Origin of the sequence: Priestia sp. SIMBA_032 (assembly GCF_046535215.1) — a bacterium.
In the GTDB taxonomy this organism is placed as follows: Bacteria; Bacillota; Bacilli; order Bacillales; family Bacillaceae_H; genus Priestia; species Priestia aryabhattai.
Genome location: NZ_JAWRXD010000015.1, coordinates 13,424 through 38,214 on the forward strand (window position 1 = coordinate 13,424; position 24,791 = coordinate 38,214).

The 24,791-nt window shown below is 32.6% G+C and carries 32 protein-coding genes; 13 read left to right on the forward strand and 19 right to left on the reverse strand.

Annotated elements, in window-relative coordinates:
- Positions 1-179 precede the first annotated feature (179 nt).
- Positions 180-800 (forward strand): polysaccharide deacetylase family protein, encoded by a 621-nt coding sequence (locus SB717_RS26155; protein ID WP_074684459.1) that lies wholly within the window; start codon positions 180-182, stop codon positions 798-800.
- A 271-nt stretch (positions 801-1,071) separates the two neighbouring features.
- On the opposite strand, the gene SB717_RS26160 is transcribed toward SB717_RS26155, so the two are convergent.
- Positions 1,072-1,230 carry a hypothetical protein gene (locus SB717_RS26160; RefSeq protein WP_176547910.1) on the reverse strand — a complete coding sequence of 53 codons (159 nt, stop codon included), beginning with the start codon at positions 1,228-1,230 and terminating at the stop codon, positions 1,072-1,074.
- A gap of 171 nt (positions 1,231-1,401) precedes the next feature.
- Here SB717_RS26160 and SB717_RS26165 point away from each other — a divergent pair, with 171 nt between their 5' ends.
- Positions 1,402-1,944 (forward strand): hypothetical protein, encoded by a 543-nt coding sequence (locus SB717_RS26165; RefSeq protein ID WP_410905422.1) that lies wholly within the window; start codon positions 1,402-1,404, stop codon positions 1,942-1,944.
- Positions 1,945-2,841: 897 nt separating this feature from the next.
- Here the strand turns inward: SB717_RS26165 and SB717_RS26170 are convergent.
- From SB717_RS26170 to SB717_RS26180, 3 genes are all read right to left on the reverse strand, one after another.
- The gene (locus tag SB717_RS26170; protein ID WP_074684405.1) at positions 2,842-3,048 is read right to left on the reverse strand and encodes a hypothetical protein; all 207 of its coding nucleotides are present in this window, start codon (positions 3,046-3,048) and stop codon (positions 2,842-2,844) included.
- Between the two features lie 791 nt (positions 3,049-3,839).
- A complete protein-coding gene (locus SB717_RS26175; RefSeq protein WP_098622523.1) occupies positions 3,840-4,097 on the reverse strand; it encodes a hypothetical protein in 258 nt (85 codons plus the stop codon).
- A 72-nt stretch (positions 4,098-4,169) separates the two neighbouring features.
- Positions 4,170-4,886, reverse strand: a complete 717-nt coding sequence (locus SB717_RS26180; protein WP_410905424.1) for a class I SAM-dependent methyltransferase — start codon at positions 4,884-4,886, stop codon at positions 4,170-4,172.
- Positions 4,887-5,161: 275 nt separating this feature from the next.
- Between SB717_RS26180 and SB717_RS26185 the strand changes: the two genes are divergently transcribed.
- Both SB717_RS26185 and SB717_RS26190 read left to right on the forward strand, forming a co-directional pair.
- A complete protein-coding gene (locus tag SB717_RS26185; protein WP_074684408.1) occupies positions 5,162-5,371 on the forward strand; it encodes a YppG family protein in 210 nt (69 codons plus the stop codon).
- Between the two features lie 327 nt (positions 5,372-5,698).
- Complete coding sequence (locus SB717_RS26190) at positions 5,699-5,803, forward strand: YjcZ family sporulation protein (RefSeq protein WP_074684409.1); 105 nt, start codon at positions 5,699-5,701, stop codon at positions 5,801-5,803.
- Positions 5,804-6,243: 440 nt separating this feature from the next.
- Here the strand turns inward: SB717_RS26190 and SB717_RS26195 are convergent, their stop codons facing one another.
- Positions 6,244-6,336, reverse strand: coding sequence for a YjcZ family sporulation protein (locus tag SB717_RS26195; protein ID WP_074684410.1), 93 nt, complete (start codon positions 6,334-6,336; stop codon positions 6,244-6,246).
- 630 nt (positions 6,337-6,966) lie between these two features.
- Positions 6,967-7,122, reverse strand: coding sequence for a hypothetical protein (locus SB717_RS26200; protein WP_176547911.1), 156 nt, complete (start codon positions 7,120-7,122; stop codon positions 6,967-6,969).
- 1,538 nt (positions 7,123-8,660) lie between these two features.
- Here SB717_RS26200 and SB717_RS26205 point away from each other — a divergent pair.
- The 3 genes from SB717_RS26205 (at position 8,661) to SB717_RS26215 (ending at position 10,655) form a co-directional block, all read left to right on the forward strand.
- Positions 8,661-8,873 (forward strand): hypothetical protein, encoded by a 213-nt coding sequence (locus SB717_RS26205; RefSeq protein WP_029319813.1) that lies wholly within the window; start codon positions 8,661-8,663, stop codon positions 8,871-8,873.
- A gap of 147 nt (positions 8,874-9,020) precedes the next feature.
- Positions 9,021-9,770: a hypothetical protein gene (locus SB717_RS26210; RefSeq protein ID WP_335403158.1), complete on the forward strand. Its 750-nt coding sequence runs from the start codon at positions 9,021-9,023 to the stop codon at positions 9,768-9,770.
- A 561-nt stretch (positions 9,771-10,331) separates the two neighbouring features.
- Entirely contained in the window at positions 10,332-10,655 is a 324-nt protein-coding gene (locus tag SB717_RS26215) for a hypothetical protein (protein ID WP_074684413.1), read from the forward strand.
- A 254-nt stretch (positions 10,656-10,909) separates the two neighbouring features.
- Here SB717_RS26215 and SB717_RS26220 read toward each other — a convergent pair whose 3' ends face one another.
- Positions 10,910-12,139, reverse strand: a complete 1,230-nt coding sequence (locus tag SB717_RS26220) for an ATP-grasp domain-containing protein (RefSeq protein WP_258356193.1) — start codon at positions 12,137-12,139, stop codon at positions 10,910-10,912.
- Positions 12,140-12,285: 146 nt separating this feature from the next.
- Here SB717_RS26220 and SB717_RS26225 point away from each other — a divergent pair, with 146 nt between their 5' ends.
- Positions 12,286-13,317, forward strand: a complete 1,032-nt coding sequence (locus SB717_RS26225; protein ID WP_410905427.1) for a YheC/YheD family endospore coat-associated protein — start codon at positions 12,286-12,288, stop codon at positions 13,315-13,317.
- 995 nt (positions 13,318-14,312) lie between these two features.
- Here the strand turns inward: SB717_RS26225 and SB717_RS26230 are convergent.
- Positions 14,313-14,579 carry a hypothetical protein gene (locus SB717_RS26230; protein WP_258356195.1) on the reverse strand — a complete coding sequence of 89 codons (267 nt, stop codon included), beginning with the start codon at positions 14,577-14,579 and terminating at the stop codon, positions 14,313-14,315.
- A gap of 293 nt (positions 14,580-14,872) precedes the next feature.
- Here SB717_RS26230 and SB717_RS26235 point away from each other — a divergent pair, with 293 nt between their 5' ends.
- Positions 14,873-15,565, forward strand: coding sequence for a DUF1796 family putative cysteine peptidase (locus SB717_RS26235; protein ID WP_410905429.1), 693 nt, complete (start codon positions 14,873-14,875; stop codon positions 15,563-15,565).
- A 594-nt stretch (positions 15,566-16,159) separates the two neighbouring features.
- On the opposite strand, the gene SB717_RS26240 is transcribed toward SB717_RS26235, so the two are convergent.
- The 3 genes from SB717_RS26240 to SB717_RS26250 form a co-directional block, all read right to left on the reverse strand.
- Positions 16,160-16,516 carry a YlbF/YmcA family competence regulator gene (locus SB717_RS26240; protein ID WP_410905431.1) on the reverse strand — a complete coding sequence of 119 codons (357 nt, stop codon included), beginning with the start codon at positions 16,514-16,516 and terminating at the stop codon, positions 16,160-16,162.
- Positions 16,517-17,156: 640 nt separating this feature from the next.
- A complete protein-coding gene (locus tag SB717_RS26245; protein ID WP_410905433.1) occupies positions 17,157-17,396 on the reverse strand; it encodes a hypothetical protein in 240 nt (79 codons plus the stop codon).
- A 175-nt stretch (positions 17,397-17,571) separates the two neighbouring features.
- Positions 17,572-17,979 carry a DUF1259 domain-containing protein gene (locus SB717_RS26250; protein ID WP_255285459.1) on the reverse strand — a complete coding sequence of 136 codons (408 nt, stop codon included), beginning with the start codon at positions 17,977-17,979 and terminating at the stop codon, positions 17,572-17,574.
- Between the two features lie 226 nt (positions 17,980-18,205).
- On the opposite strand from SB717_RS26250, the gene SB717_RS26255 reads away from it, so the two are divergent.
- A complete protein-coding gene (locus tag SB717_RS26255) occupies positions 18,206-18,292 on the forward strand; it encodes a hypothetical protein (RefSeq protein WP_372587296.1) in 87 nt (28 codons plus the stop codon).
- Positions 18,293-18,466: 174 nt separating this feature from the next.
- Here SB717_RS26255 and SB717_RS26260 read toward each other — a convergent pair whose 3' ends face one another.
- Entirely contained in the window at positions 18,467-18,625 is a 159-nt protein-coding gene (locus SB717_RS26260) for a YjcZ family sporulation protein (protein ID WP_098622537.1), read from the reverse strand.
- A 545-nt stretch (positions 18,626-19,170) separates the two neighbouring features.
- Here SB717_RS26260 and SB717_RS26265 point away from each other — a divergent pair.
- Complete coding sequence (locus SB717_RS26265) at positions 19,171-19,860, forward strand: DUF1796 family putative cysteine peptidase (protein WP_074684365.1); 690 nt, start codon at positions 19,171-19,173, stop codon at positions 19,858-19,860.
- Positions 19,861-19,969: 109 nt separating this feature from the next.
- Here the strand turns inward: SB717_RS26265 and SB717_RS26270 are convergent, their stop codons facing one another.
- Complete coding sequence (locus tag SB717_RS26270) at positions 19,970-20,374, reverse strand: DUF4183 domain-containing protein (protein WP_074684364.1); 405 nt, start codon at positions 20,372-20,374, stop codon at positions 19,970-19,972.
- A 218-nt stretch (positions 20,375-20,592) separates the two neighbouring features.
- On the opposite strand from SB717_RS26270, the gene SB717_RS26275 reads away from it, so the two are divergent.
- Positions 20,593-21,003, forward strand: a complete 411-nt coding sequence (locus SB717_RS26275; protein ID WP_410905435.1) for a hypothetical protein — start codon at positions 20,593-20,595, stop codon at positions 21,001-21,003.
- Between the two features lie 472 nt (positions 21,004-21,475).
- On the opposite strand, the gene SB717_RS26280 is transcribed toward SB717_RS26275, so the two are convergent.
- From SB717_RS26280 to SB717_RS26305, 6 genes are all read right to left on the reverse strand, one after another.
- The gene (locus SB717_RS26280; protein ID WP_074684361.1) at positions 21,476-21,703 is read right to left on the reverse strand and encodes a spore germination protein; all 228 of its coding nucleotides are present in this window, start codon (positions 21,701-21,703) and stop codon (positions 21,476-21,478) included.
- Between the two features lie 21 nt (positions 21,704-21,724).
- Complete coding sequence (locus SB717_RS26285) at positions 21,725-21,967, reverse strand: spore germination protein (protein ID WP_048022330.1); 243 nt, start codon at positions 21,965-21,967, stop codon at positions 21,725-21,727.
- A gap of 285 nt (positions 21,968-22,252) precedes the next feature.
- Entirely contained in the window at positions 22,253-22,501 is a 249-nt protein-coding gene (locus tag SB717_RS26290; protein ID WP_098622543.1) for a hypothetical protein, read from the reverse strand.
- 243 nt (positions 22,502-22,744) lie between these two features.
- Positions 22,745-22,864, reverse strand: a complete 120-nt coding sequence (locus SB717_RS26295; protein WP_074684359.1) for a YjcZ family sporulation protein — start codon at positions 22,862-22,864, stop codon at positions 22,745-22,747.
- Positions 22,865-23,382: 518 nt separating this feature from the next.
- A complete protein-coding gene (locus SB717_RS26300; RefSeq protein ID WP_074684358.1) occupies positions 23,383-23,625 on the reverse strand; it encodes a spore germination protein in 243 nt (80 codons plus the stop codon).
- 190 nt (positions 23,626-23,815) lie between these two features.
- The gene (locus SB717_RS26305; RefSeq protein WP_410905438.1) at positions 23,816-23,998 is read right to left on the reverse strand and encodes a hypothetical protein; all 183 of its coding nucleotides are present in this window, start codon (positions 23,996-23,998) and stop codon (positions 23,816-23,818) included.
- A gap of 319 nt (positions 23,999-24,317) precedes the next feature.
- On the opposite strand from SB717_RS26305, the gene SB717_RS26310 reads away from it, so the two are divergent.
- A complete protein-coding gene (locus SB717_RS26310) occupies positions 24,318-24,653 on the forward strand; it encodes an SPW repeat protein (RefSeq protein WP_335539316.1) in 336 nt (111 codons plus the stop codon).
- Positions 24,654-24,791: the final 138 nt, after the last annotated feature.

The following is a 24,791-nucleotide window of genomic DNA, read 5'->3' on the forward strand; positions in this document are numbered from 1 at the left end:
TTTTTGCTGTAGTGAATATACAGGTGTAGTTAAAATAATACAATTTATAGATAATAGTCACCTTAACCTTTGATTAATAATACTAAGATTTATCTTTTAATAAAAATCCCTTTAATTATACAAACTCAAGAGATTTCTACATATAATTAATATCTTTATTTATAAAAAGGAGTGAATATATGAATCAAAATATACCTCATTATGTTGCTTTAACTTTTGATGATGGACCGTCAGCTTACACAATCTCCATTTTAGATATTCTAAAAAGATATAATATATCCGCAACATTCTTTGTTGTTGGTTCAGAAGTAAAAAAATTCCCGGATATAATACAAAGAATTTATAGGGAAAAGCATATCATTGGCAATCATACTTGGAACCACCCTGATATAACAACCCTTTCAAGGAATGAATTGTGGAAGGAAATTAATTCGACAAATATTCAAATCAAGAAAATAATAGGACATTCTCCAGATTTATTTCGTCCTCCCTATAGTTCAATAAATGATAAAAATGCTGATGCTATTAAAAAATTCGGGATGACTTCCGTATTATGGAATGTAGATAGTAAAGATTGGCAGGAGAAATCCCCCTTAAGTATACAAAAGAATGTCATTTCAGGAATCAAGAAAAAGAGTCTCATTGTAATGCATGACGGGGACCAATACGGTAGTGGACCTAGAGACCAAATCGTTACTTCATTGCCTGAAATCATTACATATTTATTAAAAAATAATTATCGTTTTTTAACAGTTCCAGAGTTCCACCAAGTTGCATACAAAATTGAAAAATGGTCCTAAAAGGATGGTTAACTTTTTTATATTCGGCTCAACAGTAAGATAGTTTTTTCTTTTTTAGCTGTATATGATATATATTTTTAGTTAATATAATGAATTAAATCGGAAGCTACACTTAAATCATTTTCAATACCTATCAATAATTTTTAGTTCGATCCATGATAAGACCCTTCCATTTTTTGAGGGCACCCCATATTATAATAAAGGTCTTTATGAGTTCTACATGGAGTGCTTTCCTTGATGGGAAAGTGCCCTTTTATTTTGTTGTCACCTTCTACTTTTTTGAATTCTTAAAGAATTCTTTCTCCAAAAGCTGAACAAGAGAATCTTTTTTGCTCATACCTTCTTCAATACATCTCTTAGCAAATTCTTTAAATAATTCTTCTGGTATATCAGCATTTAAACGCTTAAATCCAAGCAGTGTTTTAAGCATATTAAGCTTCCTCCTAGAATGAGTGCGCACTCAAATAAGTGATAATTAAAGGATATAATTACCATAGACAATAACCAAGATTAAAATGGTTATTTAGTAATTAATTACCTATAACAGAAATCTTGAATATCATAGGGAGAATTAACAAATTAAAATCCGGGGGGACACGATGTGACCAAACTATTTGCTATCAGTGCAGGTATGTCCTTTTTTGCCGTTGCTAAAGCTGAGAATGAAAAAGAAGTACTTACTATTCTTGTTAACCGAGAATTAGAAGAACAAGAGGATTTTGGTATCAGAGCGCATATTGATGACTTTTCGATTGAAGGGCTGTGTGGTGATTTCTTCCATGATGAAAAGGGATCATTTATCGAAGGTCACATCTTAGACTACCCTCGCCATATAAGGAAAATGAGCACTAAAGAGCGTGATACCTATATCCAATCACATGTCGAAAAGAATGCTAGATTTTTTTGGAAAGACAATCCATTTTATGCAGAATTGTACTTGCGGGAATTCAAAAAGTATAAGACAGCAGGGAAAGACCTAGGAAATACGTTCCGTCCTCATTTTTCGGATGAATTTTATTTCATTACGGCCAAATTAATTATTACTGAAACGGATTGGTACGGAGAAGATTTTCAAATCATTGAAATTGACTTAACTAACCGTAATTACCAGCTTATTTTCGAACTTACTTTAGAGGAAGATTAGTTAACATAATCAGCACTCTAAGAAATAAAAAAGCCATGTTCTTAAAAAGAGAACATGGCTAAGGAAGATGAAAAGGTTGTAATACATTATATATACTTTATAAATAAGTTGTATAAATCATTAAAAATATAATTATTTATCCATAAAAAATAACGCCAGCACTTATCCAAACCCTTTTATTACTTTACATACCATAATATTGAGCAACCTCCTTGCTATTCCAATAGATCCCGAGTTCCTATATTGCTACTATGTTAAAGAAAAAACTGCTGCCTAGTGATAAACATTAGTTTTTTCTTTTCTAACGATTTCTAATTTTCATAGAAGGAGCAAAAATCGTCCAAGCTTTTTTCATTGAATTACATATCATAATTATATATCTTGTCTTACGAAGGGAAGTGTTGATATGTCTTTGGAACATCATTTTCGCGGAAATTGCTATCGCCATTGCAATGTAATATTTGTGACATTCAATCAAACAACTGGCAGAGTGATCCTTATTAATCCTTCCATAGGCACAATTCCTCCAGCTTGTGAAAATGACACATCCATCCAAGATCTTACCGTGTGCTTATTGAAAGACGGCTATACAATTCATGCATTCTATCAGGAAACCTTTGTCTTCTCAAAATGTAAAAGCTACTATGATACAAAATAGGAAATGAATAAAACTCTATAGCCCGGGCAAACTACTCGAGACGCCGTAAGGCATCTACCACTTTAAAATTCCTATTCTTTTAGCAGAAAAACTATCTTTGGCTGATAGGTAGTTTTTCTGTTTTCAGGCTGGATATGATATACAGGGCTAGTTACCATAATGTCTCATTTCGGAACACATCACCCAAAAGAACCTTCTTGGGTTCTAGATGGGGCCTTGTTTCTTCTTTATGCAGCTTTTTATACATATGCAATATCCCAACAGAGATAGCTTTTTTTAGAAAAAGATGTTAATATATAATTCCATAATGATGATGTTCTAAAGGCAACCTCTACTGACGACTGGAGGTTGCTTTTTATTTTGTTAATAAGCTCGCTCACCTTTACAACGATTTTTTGCTCCTCTTGTTTAGCAACTGCTACTTTATCTAAGGCAATGGGCAGCATTTCCTCCTTACTCTCTTTCTGATGTTCTCTACATGTTCTAAAAGTTTAAATTGAGTCCATGCCCATTTAATTTTTCGTTCGCACCGTTATTATAATGCCCATTTTCAGTAGATATTTCTGTAGCGCATAGAATTATAAAAACTTTATTATATGTTGGTATTAGGCCTTTCCTGAACGTTTCAAGAGTTATAACGTTTTTTTTTCTGTAACTCTTCTGAACTTTGAAACGCTTGTATCGGTGTAAGATCTGTTACCTTTGTCATCTTTATGGAATATAAAACTCCCATTTTCAAAAGTTCTAGCGTACCATACTTAATTACTGTTTGTCTTTGAATACTTAATTGTAACGCCACCTCTTCAGGAGAATAAAAAGCTTAGAGATTTTCTTGTATTCCTTTTTTATAACGGCATTACAAGATGAGTTATAAAATTTTTTGTAACTGGAATTATAATCTTCTTTAAATGCTAATACTTTTCCTCATTCAAAAAAGGGTAGGTCCTAGCGGGAACTTCGAGCACAAAGAATATAAAATAAAATGATTAATCAATTTACTAACCACAGGTAATTAAGAGCAATTAACAAGCATCACCTATTTTAATAGCCTGTCCTGTAAAACAAAATAGAAGAAGCTAACCTATCCAAAATCATTGGGTTAAGTTTATGGGTCAGTTTTTCTACACCCCAACTGAAGGAGCTTGGACATGGTTAGATATAAAAACAGCCGTTGAAATGATTAATTCCAATGGCTGTTTCTTCTGATAAAACTCATTATGATGTTAATTTCGTACTTTTACCAGAAAAACAATGAAGCTAATGCAAGACCTGTAATTGCTCCCAGTGCTACAGCATAAGGTGCTCCAAACCCATAAAAACCCCCACCATAAAAACCATAGCCAATACCATTTCTACGTCTCATAGGCTGGATATAAACATGACTTGGAGTTAACCTTGTAATACGTCCAAGATGCGTTCGACCATAACGATCATTAATTCTTACGGTACGTCCACGGTGTCGATGACAAAGTTGATAATAGTTTCCGCCGCTCATTATTAGAACCCCCTTTTTATCTGATATGATATGAAAAGGAAGTCCTAAATGTCTGGACGAGTGTCTTGAAAATTAGGAAATACAACGAAATATACGAAATCCTAATAAATTTTGATACTTTTTAGTTAATCTTTCATGATCATCAAGTAAATCATAAACATTTGAAGGGATTTCATCAGATAAATCAAACTCTGTTCCAAAATCAATATTTTGCTCTTCATCTTCCACTTCCACTTTATACTCACGCCTACTTACCACAGTGGAAAAGCCTGCCTTTTTCCAATATTCGACCCATTCCAATTCATTAGGGATGGATTGAAAATGATAAAATTCCGAAACTAAACGTTCATCCTGTTCTGTCATTTGTGGTTCTTTTACCGTTTCAATAGCTAAGATAATTCCTTCCTTTTTTAGCACCCGTTTACATTCCTTTAACGAAGAGGAAATATTTGTAAAGGAAACAACAGATTCTAACAGAATGATATCAAATGACTCGTTATCAAATGAGAGATTCTCTATATCTTCAATTGTAGCCTTGCAGGGTAATTTTAACTGTTCAAATCTTTTATTTGCCTTTTGTACCATAGTTGCATTTATATCACATGCTGTTATTTCACATCCATATCTGCAATATAGGTATGCGGATGTTTGTCCTGTACCACAACCTATATCTAATATGGAGGTATCGCTATTTATTTCCTCTTTTTCTAACAACTGTTTTGTTAAATGTAAACCGCCAGGATGGGCCCCACCAACCCCTAGTAAGGCAAGCATATCCATATACTTCATATGAATCACCTCTTATTTTTGTATGTAACAAGGTATGAGAAAAAAAGTAAAAGGTAATAACTTAATAAAATATTTTTTAGATGTATAGAAATTTAGATTTGCCTTACTTGTATAAATCCCCAATGAATTAGTAAGCATAATTCCCAAGTATCTTAATAAAGCTAGCCTTTTTAATTCAGTGGTTACCTTTATTTAAAACTATTATTTTAGGCGATCATTCTTACTCCTTGTACATATTATAAAATTAACATAACTAAAAGGAGATCCTTAATTTAATGTATAGAAGAACACGTCGACCTATAAACCCTTTTTTTCCACATCAATTTCAGCGTCCTAATACAAAACAAAATAACCCAAGTCTATTGTCCTATTTTCGTACATCAGATGGAAATTTAGATTTTGACAAGATTGCTGGTACTGCGCAGCAAGCAAAGGGATTGTTTAATCAGTTCAGCCCCTTCATTACAAAATTTCTTAAAAAATAACGTTATAATTGCTTAAGAAATTTTGTGGGGTCCTTATATTTTATTCCCCCCCTCTATAAACCCCTGATATCACCCAATTTATAGTGGGGGATCATTATGTCGGATATAGCTTTAAAAAAGGAACTGCCCTGTCTCAAGTCGTATTTTCCTTAATAAATAACGATCATATGAGCTTAGAAACTTATAAAAGCTTAATATGTGGGACAAAGGCCTATTTTACAAGAGCGATAAACCATATAACCACTCAGACATATACTAAAAATGTGCTGTACCCTATCCACTAATTATTTTCATCTAATATAAAAAATACAAAGGGGTGTTTATTATATGTCTGAATGTGGCGGATATGGATTTGGCGGGGGCTTTGCCTTCCTAGTTGTGCTATTTATCCTTCTTATCATTATCGGATGTAGTTGTTTTGGCAGATGGTAATCATTGCAAAACAGAGCCCAAGTGAGTACCAAAGGCTCTGTTTTTTGTCCTTATGACGATTGAATATGTAAGCAGACTGAGAGCGGAAAACAGTCTACAATACTGAAGGGGTATATATAATGAGTCTTAGGATAATTCAGTGTATGTTAAATTATAGAAAATGTTTATATAAGTTTTATTTGTTTATACCAACCTTTTACTTTCTTTGTAGCATCACTTTTATCATGACATTGGGCAACTTAATTAAAAAGTTTTAAAAGCCATACCAAGATAAGTATGCCCCCTAGATAAAGATGATTAATATGTACTGATGTGGACGCCGGTATCCACTACTTATATATGTAAATCTTACAAAGGGGTTAACGATTTAAGGCGGAAAACAAAGTTCGTAAGTCCTATAGTAAAATAAGACCCACGAACTTTACAGGTCATTTATATTCTTAGTACCCTCCACCAAAACAAGAACAACCTACAATAACTAATAAAATAAAAAGTACCACTAATAAAGCGAAGCTGCCTCCAAAGTTACCCATACTTTCACCACCTACAATATTCTTTCTTTATTATATGTACAAGTTGCAAAATTGCTCGCCTAATGTTTTATAGGAAGAAAATGCAAAATAAGCAACAACTTAATTCATAATATTAATAAGATAGTATATAAGTTTTTATCCCACAAAACTTTATGTAAACTTTCTAAAATTAGCTTGTTTACATCCTTCACTTTTTACGAAAAAACACCCTTTTCATCAGTCATGAAAGGGTGTTTTCTAATAGCAGCTATGATTTTAGTGCTCTTGGTTTAATTAAGCTATCCATCTCTAAAAATAAGTATAATAAAGTAAAAGAGCCACTACATAATATATTGACTGTTTTGTTTTTGTGAAGTGTGATTTAAGATAGTTGTGTATAATTTTGTGCATCTTGACTTGCTACGATCATTCTGTTTGCAATCTTTATACACTCATTAAAGTTTCTTATCTTTCGAACATGTATCATTTATTAAAAATGCTCTTTGAACTTATGCTTAGTACTAGCACTTTTTTTAAATCCTTTTTACAGGAATTAGTGAACAAGTATAGAATAACTCAATTATCCTTCTCTATTTCATAAAACGATGGTACTGTAATGAAATAGATTGCACCAGCGCTTCTTTATTCGTCTTAGTTCCCAAAAAGACGAGCAAAGAAGCCGTTTTTATTTTCTCTCCCTTTTTCCTGAGCCGCTGCTGTTTCAAGTAAATGTTGTTGCTGTTGTTTTTGTGATGAGCGAATGTATTCCATCATTTCTTTATCACGGCTCTCTATGTGTTTTTTCATTTGCTCGGCTTGCTTATCAAAGCTGGCTTGCAACTGTTCGAGTTGCCTATTTGTTTGCTCGCTATCTACTCGTCCTTGGTCCTCTAACTCCCTTAAATCATTTTAGAATCACTTAAGGCATTCCTATACTCTTCAATTTAATCATTTCTTTTTGTCAAATTTTAAAATTTCCAGTATGAATAAGGAAGAGCATAAGGGGTTTTTGATATCCCATGACTGTGATATGCTGGGCAGAGCCCAGCAAAACAATGTTTTCATCTCGAAAAAGGTGATATCACGAAAACTTCCAGTCTGTCGACATGCTGTTTACCTAAAAAGAAGAAAAACGCCTACTATTGATCTAGTACTGACATCAATTTTGGTGCTTTTTTTGCACATGTTGACCTGCTGTGCACTCAACGTCCCCTCAACTTTTATGAAGTTTTAACGAGTTTTTGAAAGATTTCTTGATGATAATTCGTGAAGTTTTGAGAAGAAGTCTGGGTAGCTTTTTTATAAAACCGATCGTTTCCTCCATCGAAAAAACGTTTAATTTTTGTAAAATGCTGCGTCTCTGATTCTTAACTGTGTTCACTTCTTTGAACAAAATATCTTGCATTCCTGTAATGGAATGGCCATCAATTGCAAGATCAAAAAGCCGGTGTATATTTAAGCCTTTGGACTATTTCACTTCTTCCTAACGTTCCTACATTAGATTAAAGAGCACAGGTAGGAATTTAAATAAATGGAAACCCTGCTATCGCTATCAATAGTGATTTCTTCGTTGAGGAGTAATTTTCGCTAATGCAGTAAATGTTTCTACTATTCTTAAGTTAGAAGGTGGAGATAGAGTTGATATCTTTGCTCAAAGTAATTTAGATGTATGATCTTAACGGATACCAATAATGTAATTAGTACACATTTTGAAGTTGCTAAATTCCCTTCTCCAACAAGATAAATAAGGGAATTTAATTACTAATAGGGACAATTTATATAAAAATACTTTAGATTGTTTTTATTTTTCTAAAGTATTTTTTATTTAAAAATGAGTACTGTATACATTTTAAGTTAACATAATAAATTTTATAGAAAAAGGATACAAAGAAGATAGTAAAAGTTTTATATAAAACCAGCGCTTGTCCAAACCTTTTTTATTATTTTGCATATTATAAATTGAGCATTGCATTAACCTCCTCCTCTTCCATTAGAGGGCGTTCCATTGCTATGGAGTTGAAGAAAAAACTATTTTTGGGGAAGAAGTAGTTTTTTCTTCTTTCTATACATAAATTCCTGATAACGAAGAAAGCTACTCAAGATACCTTAGGGCATCAATAATCTTTAAGTAGATTATGTATCAAAAAAATTATCTACTCCCATGATAGTTTTTTCTATTTTACATTATATACGTTGTTCATTCCCAGTAAACTAACTTCTAAAAAATAAAAATACTATTAAAATAATGAAATAGTACAAGCCCTTACTTGAAATTTACATATAATAAATCAAATGTAAATTCATAATTTATATTTAATTTATTGCAATAAGGGGGGATACAAAGGATGATTAGGGACTTATTAAGAATCTTAGATCCTGGAACACCAGTTCCAACCTTAGTCGTAGGCGGTGCTACACTTACTAATCTTGTATTTTCAAGCTTTAATGCTACAACTAATTTAGCTTCTTTTGCAACTAGAACAGGTACTGGGACAAATGCTAGCACAAATATTGTCACAGTAAATGCTAATGAGATTCAGGCTATAACAACGGCTTAACTAAATGCCCTATTTTAATTTGGAAACAAAAGCCGTTGTAATCAATAATTACAATGGCTTTTTCTGTATTTAACCATCTCCAAACCTTTTTCATTTGGTTACATACCCCACTAGTACAAGTATCTTCTATGAAAGGATAAAATAAAAATGTTTCATAGTGTAAAACGAACTCTAATTATAATGAAATTGATTCTGCAAGATGTATTACAAATAAACTCCTTAGTACCTCCCTATTCCAGCACATTCACAAAGATAGCCTTTTCTGTACCTGAACCACCTGGCATATCCGACTTACCACTCTTCATTTATTTTGATATTGATAACCGTTTTACCTTAGCCCAACAACAATGGATTCGTGATGCTATTAACGGTGTGCTATTTCAATGGTTTCAACATCTAACTGAAAAATGGAATGGAGGCTCTAATAATGGGATCTCCCAATTGGCAAATTGCACTAATTTATACGCCATCAGAAATTTACGACCAACTTGGTATCTAGGGTTACCCATTAATAATGGATTAGCCGCTACTAATATCGCCATGGATCAATTTACTCGACTCATACGTGACAATGGATTTGGACTGGCTCCCCCGGCAAAAATTTTTTCAAATATTTCATTCCCTGCAAATTCTTCCACCATCTTTGCTTTAACAACTTTAGCACAAAGTCAAGTTCCCCTATCCCTTATCGTTAACCCGGCGCAGCTTGATAGTTCAGATTTGAATATTAAGTTTCTCACTGGATCTATGTTTCATGCCTGGCTCCACCGTGCCGGTTTCTATCATCCTAAAAAAAGCGGTCATTTTATTATCGAATGTCCAATGTGTATTATGAGAGGATTTCAAATTAAAGAAACTATCACTCCTGATAGTTTCTATATTCAATTCCTTGATTAAATTTAAGCTGTGTATGATATACAATCTTAGTTAACATAATAAACATATCTAAAGTAAATTATTTTGAGATTGTCTTCATATAGAATTCATATGCTAATGGACAAGTACACAAGCACTTTCTTGATTAAGAAATATTATATTGTGAGAAAAAAAGGAGTGACTAAAGTGAGTGAATACCATGAAAAAAACATGAACACAAAAACAACTGTCAGTCCATCCTACAAAAAGCCTTTGAAAAACTGTTAAAAGACATTTTCGAAGATGATCAAAAGAACACATCGTTGTGGATGTCATAACAAAGATTGAAATTATTATGAAGAACCTTCTAGATTGGACAAGTGATAAATAATTGATTTACGGACTCGCTTTTAAATTAATTTTTCACCCTAAATATTAACCCATAATTTGAGCAACCTATCCAAAAACTCGTTAAATATCAGGTCATATAACCCAGTATAACAAGAGGAAAAGCTACTGTTTAGGCCAGTAGCTTTTTTTTCTTCTAAACTCTTTCTGTATTCTACCACCAGTATCTGTTATGAAAGGAGAATAAACACAAGAATGAACGATGAAAAATTTGACTTTAACATAAGAACTCAGTTTAAATTTACAACAAATGATCGTACTTTAGGCTATATTTTAAATAGTATTGCTCAAAAAGGAATCAATATTAATGACTACTCTCAAACAAAAATTAATGTAAATGAAAATCTTATTAGACTTGTAGTTGGAGGTACTAGAGCAGAAACAATTGATGTTCTTCGTTGTGTAAGAAGTATATTCAGAATGCTTGGCATTAAGTTTAGTGAGAAAGACATTATTCAAATTGAAAGTATTGCATCTAATGATACTCGTCAAATTAATACTTTGTTTGGATCCTTGTAACATAAGTCAAATGTATTATATGAATGAATAAACTATAGATGATGCCGTGAGGCATCTACGAAAATCCTTGCAGCAATAGAGCAGAAAAAACCGCTGAGTAGCCCCAGCGGTTTTTCTTGTTTTCATACTCTATACCATATACAATGATTTATTTTAATATAAATACAGCTAAAGGAAGCCCTAAGGCCAATGTTAAACTTAGTGTTGTTTAAAAAGAACACTTCCATAATACTGTATCTACTACAGCATCGTATCTATGTTAAATCTGTTGTTGCAATTTTAAAGGAGATTTCCTTTGCTGCCTCTAAAGCCCTTCTTTTAGCAGTTTCTTTATAATATGATGACGCTAAAATGTAACCATAACGATGCCCCATTGATGTAGGTGGCTGTAAAATTGCTCCTTTTTTAGGCTTTATATAAACCTCTTCTATGCCTAGGTAGTTAGAACTACGTTCTTTTCCCGTAACTTGAATTAGTTTTCCTTTAGACTCAACTGTTAAATAATGAGCGTATACATATTTATAATCCTTTTTAGTCAAGGCAGGTTCGTGTCCCATCATTAATTGCATAGTCTCTTGTACTAAGTTAATTCCATGTCCGATTTCAATCATACGATTCATAGCTCCACCCGATATTCTTGGATTTATCTCAATTAATTTCCAACCTTCAGTTGCTTTACGAAGCTCCAAATGACAGGCTCCATTTTTCATACCAAAGGCCTGTATAATGGAACTAACAGCATTAAAAAGACTATGAGATAAGCTACCATTCAATTTCCCTAGCAAAGAATAACCAGTGACGATAAAACGCTCAAAAAGGGTAATTTCTTGTTCAATTACCGCAATAATATGAACCCTTTCATTATGAACTAACACCTCAACTAAGTACTGAGGGCCATCTACGTATTCCTCGAGTAAGATTTCCTCGTTAGGTAGCTTTTTTAAAAGAGTATGCATAGATGATATTAACTCACTCTCATCCTTCGCTAACAATACATCCTTTGATCCTGTTGATTTAGGGGACTTAACAATAAGGGGAAAATTTATCTCTTTAGTTTTAAGAAATGAAGATAACGATTCTGTTGGTTTATAAATTAAATAATTAAGTGAAATGGGTAATTCCTTTAGCACATTACGAGTCAATATCTTATCTTCCATATGATAGATTGCGTCAGTGGATATATCACTCTGACAGAACTCCTCTGACAGACGTGCAGCCACATAAACAAAAGGGTCAATGAAACTAAAAATTCCTTTTATATTTTTTCTTGTTTTTTTTAATTTTTCGATTACCATGACTAAATTATCATAATCATTTATATCAGTAAAGATCATCTCATGCACATCTGGAAATTCACTTCGATCTTTAAGAAATTTTTTTCTACAAGTTAACAAAACCGTAAAGAAATTAAGATTATTTGCTGCCTTAATTGCTTCCCGACTCGATCCTGATTTATTTGTTTCAATAAAGACAATAGTATCCATAAATTATCCCTCATCCTATCCGATCAAAAATGTTCTCTCACTCTATGATATAAAAAAAAGACAACCAAGGTTCGTCCAAATGTAAATAATATACGAATTTGATGAATATACCTAAACAAGTAAGAGTAGAAGAAAGGATGATTGCTATGGCATCAATCGGCATGCTTCATCATCGTAAGGACCCAATAAATGTTAGAAAAGCTTATGCTTTCGCTGCAGTAGCAAAAGTCGAAGGTATAGATTTTTTTTATTTCACTCCAGGGAAAGTTAATTTGGAAAAACGTACTATTTTAGGTAAAACATACGAAAAAGGAAAATGGATAGAGAAAAGATATTCTTATCCTGATGTTATTTATAATGCCAGCCCCCCTATAAGTGATAAAGCAGCAGATATAGTAGATGAATTAAGGAATATAATTCCATTCACCAGTCACTCCGTTGGGGATAAATTAACTGTTTATAACAAAGTGAATAAGGCTAAAAAATTTAATCAGTACCTTATTCCTACTTCAGAATTAACTAATTATAGAGTATTGCTAAATATGGTGGAAAACTACACAAAAATAATTGTAAAACCCTTATCCGGACATAAAGGAGCTGGTATTTTCTATATAGAAAAGATAGGTGACAGTTATAAAATTAGTAAAGATGAACAGGACTCCATATTTAGTGAAAATCAACTAGAAAAGTTTATCGATAGTCATATAAAACAGGACACTTACTTAGTACAAAAATTTATAACATGTAAGACAAAATTAGGGAATGTATATGATTTTAGATTACATGTACAAAAAGGCGGAAACGGCAATTGGTTAATTACGTCTATATATCCAAGGATAGGTAAAATGGGTAGTATAGCTTCAAACCTAGGCAACGGTGGCTATACTTGTATTCCGGATATCTTTTTAAAACAGGAATTTGGGGATAACTACTACAATGTCCAAAAGCATCTTGAACAATTTGCTGTAAGTTTTTCTAACCATTTTGAATCTCTATACCAGGATACACTATTTGACGAGTTAGGAATTGATGTAGGACTCGATGAAAAAGGAAGACTTTGGATTTTTGAAGTGAATTGGAGACCAGGTCCTCCTGTCATTATGAATGTTGAATTGGATGTAGTAAGGAATACTCTTCAATATGCCCAATATCTAGCCAATAAAAATAAAAAATATTAGCTGAAATTTATTTATATAGAAATATAAGCATTATTAATTAATATAGGACTTCAATTCAATAAATAATTTTTAATGATGTGAAAACACATGCCTCTGCATGGGGATAGTTTTTTTACTTTACTCTATAGATTTTATCTAGCCATACCAAGTCGAGTAAGTTAGGGGCAACATTGCCCCTGCCTCCCATAGCAAGTTTTTTTATCGTCTCCTCATCCTACCGTATTGGTAGATAAAACGTACGCCCATACTCCAAATAGAGGTACACATAACTGCATCTTTCTTTCATCAGAGAATAGCCACAACCTTATGTACCTATAAGGGACCAGCAAGAGGTCAGTTTCATTTCAGATCTATCATGGGTTTGTCCATAAGGAAAATAGTATTCATCCAGTTATGCAGTTTTATGCTTTTCTGTTCACTTTCCATATACCTATGTTCACTTTCTCTTGTATTCTTTATACACTGTCACGTCATTTGATTGTACAGTCTCCCTACTCATATAATAAGGGGTTTACTGAGCTCATCATCCTATAGATACAATCATCTTAAGTAGATTCTTTACCCCAGGCAAGATACATGACGTATGACAGGAGTATTATGTATCTACCTTCTCTCTTGCCAATACGTAAACAAATCTAGGCCCTGTCCTGAGCTCACATTTACGAAGCTTACAAACCTTCACTGTCATTCATCTTACTTATCTTCCCCAACAGTGCTCCAGACCATGTATCGATTCTCTATTTCGACGCTTTCTCCCTTCTCATGTAACCTTCAAATCCGTTACCAAGCCAACGTTTTTTGACATGAATATTTTTGCGTCTAAACTAGTGGCTTTTGCCCTACTATATAGTAGCAACTGCTTGTCGTACCCTAATTTTTGTTGCCTAAAATTATAAAAGAAGGAACATTCGCTTATAGAATGCTCCTTCTTTCTTAAATTTATTATAAAGTTCTTTAAAGAGCTTTATCCAATACATTTTTGAAACTCTTCTAAATTAAGCTGTTCCGGTTACCCTGCTGATACTAATAGCATCTAAACTGGTTGTATTAATATTATCCGAGCTATCTGTCCAAATTAGAAATCCATCTTGTACATGAATAAAAGTACCATTTCCATCAATTTGGTTTCCAAAAGAAAAAATTTGAATCCGATCTCCTCTTCTTAAACCATTAAAATCGAAATCATTTGAAGATGCTCCTTCTAAAGGCGTAATGTTATCACTTGAGTTAACATTGCTTTCAAAGGTATGGCCATTAGACATGAAATCACCTCCTAAAAAAGATAAGGAATAATATATACTATGAAAAAAATTAAGTTTAGTACAAGCCAAAAGCTTATTTATAGTTATGAAAATCACCCATTTAATCCTGTTCGCTTTTCTTGGATACCATAAAATATGCAGTACAAACGTCCCTCCAATCTTAGGGTATGGAATTTAAATTTCAATCTATGAAAAACCATTTAAATCGGAAAATATTATAAATATATTCTGTCTTGTCCAATCAATTTAGAATGCTCCCCTATATAATATAAGAAAGCATAGGAGTGAATAGTATGAATTTACAAACTCTGCGAGGCTCTTATAATTTAGTAGCAGGCTTAGGGAGTTGGTGTGGTCCAGCACTTTATTCTGAACGTCATAATTTAAGAAGGCATTCATTCCCACTTGATTGGGTTCAAACCCCTTTTCTTTCTGATGTAAATAAATTACTAAAAAATAAATTTCAAGGTTTTATGGAATTAGAAAATATGATTGAAAAAGATATATTAGCCAATTATATAGACGACAATGGATATCCTATTTTTAAATTTGGAACTCATGAATCAGTAAGAGCTCATTATATTACAGATACCCAATATAACATCGACTCTGTTCATGACTTCCCAATAATCCCGAACCAAGAATGGTTTCTACAATATCCTTCCTATAAAGTAAGACTAAATCATCGCATTCAAACATTCCTTAATCAAATTGCACAAAGTCAACGAACCTTGTTTATACGACACGAATGGCTGCCAACAAATTATCAAGATATAGTCATACTAAAATCTATATTAGCTGAAATGACTAATGGTAACTTTAATCTTCTTTTAATAGAAACCGTTGATGATAACTTACAGGGCGTGAAGGATATGAATTTTGGAACAGCTGAAGATGGTATTTGTTGGGTTCAGGTTTCTCGCGAAAATGGTACTAATCCTTCCATTTGGAATACCCTATTAGAAGGAATAACTTTAATAGATTAAACTTTTAGAGACATCAATTAAGAGGAATGAGAAGTACAAATATAAATAGACCAAAAAATTCAGGACCAGACCTTAGTCGTTAAATAGTTAAACAAAAATTTTCCTTAAGGCAATTAGAAACAACTTAAAGTTGTTATTGCTCCTAGGAACTACATTTTATATATTAAAATTCGGTGTTATTCATTAGATGTAATAGATGGCTTTTCTATTTGAAATTTATAAGCTTTATATATTACCAAAAAATAGTTATCTTACCTTAGGGTACATTTATATTAAATGGACAAACATGCATATTGGATAATATAGGTATTGTATTCATTATCCTTATGGAGGATATGGTGGTTACGGGTATGGCTACCCATATGGTTACAGTGGTTGTTGTTAATCATTCATAGTTTAAATAAGAAAAATATAGTTTTATCAATACTGCTCTTATTTTATGTAAAATAGTCATCGGAAGTCTGGATATATGTCCTAATTCTTTTCGTGAAAAATTTCAGCAAAGTAAAACTCATTAGATTTAAAAACCGTGAGGAGTTTTACTTTGCTGAATAAAGGATATGTTTCTCATATTTACACAATTTTTCTTTTGAATTATCTTTCTTCAAATTTACCATAAAGTTCTTGAAGAGGCTTTGTAATAATTTTATTTAATTCCATAATCAATATATTCATCCGTTGTTCAGCTTCTATCAATCGTACAATCATTTCATTTTTCTGAACAACTTCCCCTATTTTTTGGACTTCTTCAATTTCATCCCGCATAATTTTCTGACCTGTCATTTGCTTATTTTGTAATTCGATTTGTAAATTGTGGAACTTATTAAAAAGTTTTTTTGTCTCTGGGTCAGCATTAACTTCCCTATATATACTTTTTAAGTTTTTAAATTCATTGCTTCTACGTAATACCCTTTCAAAGTCATGAGTCATATTATATAGGTTTACATCCAAAGGAAATATCCTCCTAATATCAAATTTATAGTAGATGAAGCTAATTAAATTATTAATCCCATCGGCTTTATCTATAAACATGAAAAATCATTATGATGGTGTATTTAGATCAGGTTTTCATAAAAAAAAGAACGTTTAAAGAAATTACAATATTAAGATACAATTCATTCTAATTTCATTATATTCACTAACCCATTTTTACGTAAATTGTCTATACGAATAACATTTAACAATTTGAGCAAACTACCCAAGACGCCGTGAGGCATCAACATTAAGTTCCCTATTCTTTTAACAGAAAAAACTACTGAACATAGTCAGTAGTTTTTTCTCTTTTTAGCCTGTATATCGTATACATCTTTAGTTAACATAAAGAAGGAATAAAACTCTATAAACCTTGATATAACAACATTTTGGTGAACAAATTATAATCATATATGTTATAGACAATAATCTTGAATAGATTATAAAAATAAACAAAACACCTTACACATTATAACGATAAGTAAAAGGTGCGCTGAAGCTCCAAATTAAGGTATACGTAACAATAAAATTAGCTTGTACTAATAACATCTATCTTGAAAAATAGATATTCTCAATACAAGCCAAGTCAACATATTATCTAGTACATTTTAAAGCCTGTCTAAGTTGCTCTGCTAATACTAATAGCATCCAAGCTAGTTGTGTTAATATTACCTGAGCTATCTATCCACGTTAAAAATCCATCTTGTACACGGATAAAAGTACCAGTTCCATTAATTTGGATTCCAGCAGAAAAAACTTGAATTCGGTCCCCTTGTCTCAAAGAATCTAAGATAAAATTACTTGATGATGTTTCATTTGAAGATGTACGACAACTATCAGAAGTGCGGTGTCTAGACATGAAATCACCCCCTAAAAAAGATAAAAGACAATATGAAAAACATTGAATTTGGTACAAGCCAAAACTTATTTAATAGAACATTCAAATGAAAAATAAGGTATATCTTTAAAATATAAGAAATAGAGGGTTGTCAAAGAGGGGGAAATATTTGAAGATATGGGTTTTATGAATATGTTTATTTAACTCCCGCTTTTTTCAAAGCATGAGCAACTTCTTTTGCAAATTCGATTGGATTTTGAACTGATTCAAGATGTACATAGATAAGTCTCGGTTCTTCAAATAACCAGTGATTGTGTATAGCTGTAACTAATATTTGTTCACTCTTTTTGATCGCTTCTAAGAAAGGGTTTACTTCTTCTTGTAAAAAAACAAGTTCTGCTAAATTCAAAGTTTTATCCTTTTTAGCAACAGGTTCGAAACTAAACTCTAAATCGATTACCATATCCGAAATTGTAGGATGACCAAGAATTGTAGGCTTTAAATTTTTTCTCTCCCGTGTTACCTTACATAAGTTCTTTTTTTGTTCAGCCTCACCTTTAAGAATATTCGCTAACTCTTCACAAAGACATTTTTCTTTAGCCAAGGAATTCACCTCCTTAATAAATAAGATATGCATATAAAAGAGGACAAGCATAGGTATATATACAATGAAACTAGCCTTTTTTATATTAGAACATGTCCAAACGCTTTCAATTGGACTGCATATTATATAAAATAACGGTATCTAAAAGAAGGTAATTAAGATAGAACAATGGCTTAACCTTATTGGAAATTTTGGCTTTCCTATTGTTGTTACTTTTTACCTTTTATTGCGCTTTGAAAAGAAAATAGATCATTTAACAGAAGCTATTAATAAAATAGCCACTAGTATTGAGAAAGAACGGGAAAAGCAATAAATAATCGATTCATGGGCCTATTTTTTCATTAATCTCTTAGTATGGATACTGTCCTAATAATTTGAGCAAACTATTCAAGATGTTACAAGGCATCAAGAATCCCTGTTCTTTTAACAAGAAAACCTACTGGTTCCCTCCGTTCCAGTAGGTTTTCTATTTTCAAGCTGTACTTATTTAGTAACTACTACCACTAAAACAAGAACAACCAATGATAACTAATAAAATAAAGAGTACAACAATTAAAGCAAAACCACTACCAAAACCGTAGCCTCCACTTGAACCGCAGCCAGGGCCTACACCGTAACCTCCACTAAAACCTCCGAAACAACACATATTCCTCACCCCCATACGTTTCTACTTTAAAATATGTACAAGAAGGAAAAATGTTCGTCCCAAACTGGTAAAAGTAGAATTATCCACGCCTGACCAATTTCTATGTCCTTATTAATAGCTTAAGAATCCTATATAAAAAGACCTGTTACTTTGGCGGTTTTAGTAACAGGTCCCGATGAGGAAATATGAAATAGGATGTCTTTATGTGATATAAGGATATCCTATGTAAAACTAGTAAGATAGCTTAGACTAATGTCTATAAAATGATCAAAAATATAAATTATTTATCCATAAAAAAATAATACCAGCACTTGTCCAAACCCTTTTCATTACTTTGCATACCATAATATTGAGCAACCTCCTTGCTCTTCCAATAGATTTCGGCTTATACATTGCTATTAGACGAGAGAAAAAACTACTTTTGGGGCAGACAGTAGTTTTTTTCTGTTTTTAGGATATATATGATTTACATAAAAGTAATTGTCCAAGCAAATTTACTCAACTAAGCATCTTATATAGGAGAGTCTCAAAAGAAAAGTAGGAGAATGATTAATTTGAACTTACATGATATCAAAGGATCCTATGATGCTGTGTTTAGTTTAGGAAGCGCCTGTAATCCAGCGCTTCAATTTCAACGTCTTAATTTAAAAAGATTCGCCTCAAGTCCACTTGATTGGAATTACTCTCCATTCCTTTCCGACGTAAATAGATTGTTGAAAAATAAATTCAATGGATTCATGGAACTTAAAAACATGCGTGTGATAAATGATAAGGGCGTTTCTATGTATGCTGATGAAGGGGTTTTTATTTTTCCTGATAAAGGGCTTCATAAACCAATAAAATCCTATCTAGTACTAGATACTGTTTATAAAATTTTTTCTGCTCATGATTTTCCTATTATTCCGAATCAACCTTGGTTTTTAGCCTATCCACCTTTTAAAAAAACACTCAACTTTCGGATAGATAGATTTTTAGATAAAGTTAAAAATAGTCAATCCATTTTATTTGTTAGATGGGTGGCTAATTATCAAGAAGCAGTTGAATTAGAATCCATTTTATCTCAACTAACGAAGGGAAGCTTTAAAGTCCTTATCCTTAATCCAATAGAAGGTCTACAGGAGATTAGGGAAGTAGATTGGGGATTGGGTAGAACCTGTGTAGTTAACGTTCCTAACGATCCAAATAGTAATGTAACATGGGATTATGTCTTAAACAGGATAACGTTAATTAATTAAGGGATTGTTTTAGATCACCAAATCATTAAATGGTGTAAATCGTCCCCCCGTATAACAAAAAGAAACGTAACAAAGCCTAGGCTTTGTTACGTTTCTTTTTTAAACCCTATTAAGTGGTAATTATAGTAGTAACACCTAATGTGCTAGTTGGTGTTGAAGTAGAGGTTGCAGTATGAGTTACAAACTCTACAATTACAGGTGCTCCAACTGTTACCTCATCATCAATATTCAAAGCAGTTGTTGACAGAGTGTATACACTGGTAGGCTGTATGACCCCATTAATATATACATTAGCGTAAGAATTAGCTGTTACAGCAGGCAAGGTTGTGATTGCTGCTCCTGTATCATCAATAAAACTCCCTGCAGGTATGGACGTGATTCCTCCAGCAACCATTGGTGCTGTTACGAATACTGTAAATCTTGCAGGTGCAGGAGTCACACTTGTTGTTGTTGCTACTGTGACATCTCCAGTAACTGTACTTGTGGCTGTATAAACAGGTTTAATAATAGGCATATATCTTTTTCCCTCCTCCCTAAAATGTTTGAGATAGAAAGAATGCCAAGTATTCCTTCTATCTATTCATAATCAAATTCTTATTATCCGCAACTGTCAAATATCTATATAGGTAGTCCATCTTTTATTAGAACATATATTTTTTACCTTCCACGCTTGTCCAAGCATAAAAGGATTGCGAACCATATAATAAAGATGATTAGAAAAGAGGTAATAAAATGACCACTTTATTAGATGCTAGAACGTCTCAGAATGCTAGTATCGCTAATTCAATCTCTATTCCTATTACTATTCTCTCCACCCCAGGATTATTTGGACAAGTCGGCCTTAATGTTTTAGGTGCTACTGGCCCTATTCGTACTCAATTGAGTGAAACAGTAGCTTGCCAATTACCACTCCTCCCTGTAGCAACGACTATTACATTGACAGTTGTTAGAGGTACATCTCTTACCGACCCCGTCATTTATTCTTCAGCAGAAGCCTTAAATATAAATCTCTTAGGACCTCAACTTTTCACATTTACTGCATCCGATTTTAATGTTCCTCCCCCAGCATCTGGGCTTTTAATTTATACTGCATTTATTGGCAGCAATGTATTGGGTACTGTTAGGGTAGGACCAGAAATTTAATGTTAATGAAAGAAAGCTTGTTCAATTATGCGAACAAGCCTTCCTATTTATAAAATCAGTAATTTGAATAGCCGTCTTGTTTACATTTACAACCAGAATGATGACCTTTATGACCGTCATAACCATCTTTACAGTTATAATTGCCATGACCGCCGCCTTTATTATAGCCATCATAACCACTATACTCGTTATGACCATAATTGCGACAACCACCATAATTGTTGTTATAGTTCGAACAACCACATCTACAACGGCGTCTACAGCCACAACCAAAGAAATTCCAACAACACATGTATTTTCCCTTCCTTTAGCATGGATACGATATTTTATGTTTTCTATTTTATTTAGCTTGTACTATTGTCACCTATGAAAAAAAGCTTCTAAATTAAACATCTAGAAGCTTTTTTAGCAATTAATCTAAAAATTGAAAGTGAACAAAAAGAATATTTTTATATCTATTATTTATTGAGATTTAAGTCGTCGAAGTATTATCAACTTGGCCTTGATCGCTAATATCTGGATCACAATTATTATTTAACATGTGAGCCACTGAAGGAGAAGTATTACCAAAAGAAAAACAAGCTCCTACGGATTTTGAATTAGCTGTATGACTGTTTTGAACAGTGTTACCAATGTCTAAATTCGCGTTTTCTGTAACTCCATTAGCATTAAAGTTTTGAACATTAATATTACATGGCATAAAAAATGTACTCCTTTATTATTAAACTTGCCCTGATATCGGCATAGAAGGGTTAGCAATTTGATCTTGGTCACTAAAGTCGGGATCAAAATTCCCATTAGCCATCCAAGACGTAGAAGGAGAGAAATTACCCATAGAAATACAAGCTCCTACCCATTTTGAATTAGCTGTATGACTATTGTGTACTGTATGACCAAAATCTAGATTTCCGTTTTGTGTAATTCCATTGGTCAATACATTACCAACAATAATAGAATAAGGCATAAACCTACTCCTTTCTCTTTTGAACACTTATTGTAATTTATGCTTCCATTCTTTATTAGGTAACTTGCCTAACACAAATAAAATAAATATCAGCCTAAAACAACTGTGCCTTAAGGCACTTTCAGTCAACTTAAGTTGACCCTGTGTATGTAAATAAATTAGCTCTACTTATATAGTTTATTGTTTTATTTCTACTATCTTTTTAAAATCTTACTAATTCAAAAAGCTCTCTTAGGCAGTAGAGAGCTTTTTGAATTAATATTAGATTAGAGCCCGTCCAAAAAATCAGTAACAGTTGCCACTACTCAATCCCCGAACGCTAATACCTTCTAGACTAGTAGTATTTCTATTACCTGGGTTATCATTCCAAACTAAAAAACCATCTTCTACACGAATAAAAATTCCGTTGCCATCAATTTGTCTTCCAGCAGAACACACCTGAATTCGATCTCCTCTTCGAAAATTATCTAAACGAGTACGAGAAGAAGTACGACGACTACCGGTACGACGGTCACCACTACGCTTTCCTTGCATAAAACCACCTCCAAATACTTTGATATGAACGGAAAAAACCTCCTGATTTTAGCGAAGATCAGGAGGTTTTTAAATTAGTAAGGAATACATCCAAAAACAAAGGGTACTCATTTAATGAAGTATTGGAGTGCATTGACTATATCCTATGTATTAATAATATTTTAGTAACTTGCCCATCGTAAAAAGTATTTAAAAATATATTAGTTTATGTAAAAGCCTCTCAATTGAAAGGCTCTTATTGTATTAGCAGAAGCCACCGTAGCCACCACTAAAACAACTACATCCAATAATGACAAGAAGAATAAATAAGACAATTAGAAGGGCAAAACCTCCACCAAGTCCACATCCACCATAACTAGACATACTATCACTCCTTTTATAAGGTTTGAGTAAAACTAAAGGAGTAGGAACATAATTCACATGGGCTGACATATTATATGTATCCGTAAACATTTATGAGCATGTTTACTTCTTTAAAGCTTAAAATGAATAAAGTCCAGCATTCAAGACAGACTAATAGAGATACTTTCTCGTATCAATATTCTCTTCTAATTACGTTACAAAAAACACACTAACTACCTTCTAAATAGTTAGTGTGTTTTCCTTGTCTTTCGAAATGAAATTCCAAAGACAAGCAGCCTTGCTTTTCCGTCCATATACTATATGTATATTGTTCAAATTAAATGATGAAAATATACTTGCAATATGAATTAAAATATCATAAATCGAACAAACCACAAAAGACGCTGTGAAGCTTCCGTTTGGTAATCCTCATTAATTCAAGTTAACAATAAGAAGCCAGAAAAACTACCCTTCGAAACTAATCGAACAATTAGATCGGGTAGTTTTTCCATTTTCAAGGAGTTTCATCACCATCATCATTATTGTTGATTTCCATTTATTCCATCAACGTTTGCAATAGCTGTTTGATCACTAATATCTGAATCTATTTGAGTATTTTTCATTTTAGCTGAAGAGAAAGAAATGTCACCATATGTCCTATTTATTCCAGTTGATTTAGTATGTGCTGTGTGACCATTATGAATTACTTCACCAAAATTCGTAGACCCATTACTAGAAGTGCTATTAATTCTTGTAGTTCCAATGTTAATGAACCCTGGCATTGCTATCCCATCCCTTTCTTCAGTTTAGTAGGTACATATTATGATAATGCAAGCCTAGGTGTGAAAAAATAATACTTAAAACAAATCAAGATTTTAAAAAATCATCTACTTCTTATTTGAAACACGATGCTCACTTTTAGTTAGCATAAAACACGTTATAAGAATCCATAAAAAAGAGAAGATTCTATTCTCAATCTTCTCTTTTTCTATATTTTAGTTGTTCCTCTTTATAAATAAAATTCATTATTAAACAAAATACTGCTACAAGCCAACCAATAAGAGGAGAATAAATAAAAACATTTGTTAAGAACAATCCCCCACAAATAGAGATCACCGACAACATTAATAAAAAAACGTTAATATTTTCATTCATATAAAACACCTCTCTAATTAATCAACTAAGTGAAAAAATAAAAGCTTTCCATTTCTTAATAAATGTTTTCAAAGCAAAAAAGGACATTTCTTTTATGCCTTGATCCCTTGTATCAGCCCCACCTACGCTAAATACTATGACAGCCACTCATGCCATCCAACCTATCTTCATTATAAATGAAAGCGATTACAAAGCAAAGTTATTGTTTAAATATTCTGTTTATTTAATTGTTATATATTGAGTTAATCCCTATAGTTTCTAAACATATAATCTAACAATGGAATCTTTAAAGATTCCTAAACTTAGAGGAGGTGTAATTATGAAATTAAGGGGTAATTTAAATGCATTAATTGGTGTCTGGTTTATTATCGCACCTTGGGCTATCGGTTATTCAGATCAATCAGGAGCTTTATGGTCAAGTATAGTTTTTGGAATCATTCAAGTTATTGTATCGTTATGGGGCTATGACAAACCTGGCTGGAATTCATGGCAAAATTGGATCTCTGTGATTACTGGTGTCTGGTTTGTAATTTTCCCATTCATCTACTCATTAACAAATGGAGAGGTTTGGTCAAGCGTAGTTCTTGGTTTAATCACGATTATATTTAGTTTATGGAACTTAGGATCTAATTCGGGTTCAAAGGCTGCTGGTTAAAAATAAAACGGATAGGAATCGACTATTTGAGTAAACTACTCAAGATATAATGAGGTATCACTCATAAAACCTAATTACGTCACAGAAAAGCCTACTGTTCAGGAGCAGTAGGCTTTTCTTTTTGAAGTTGTATACTCC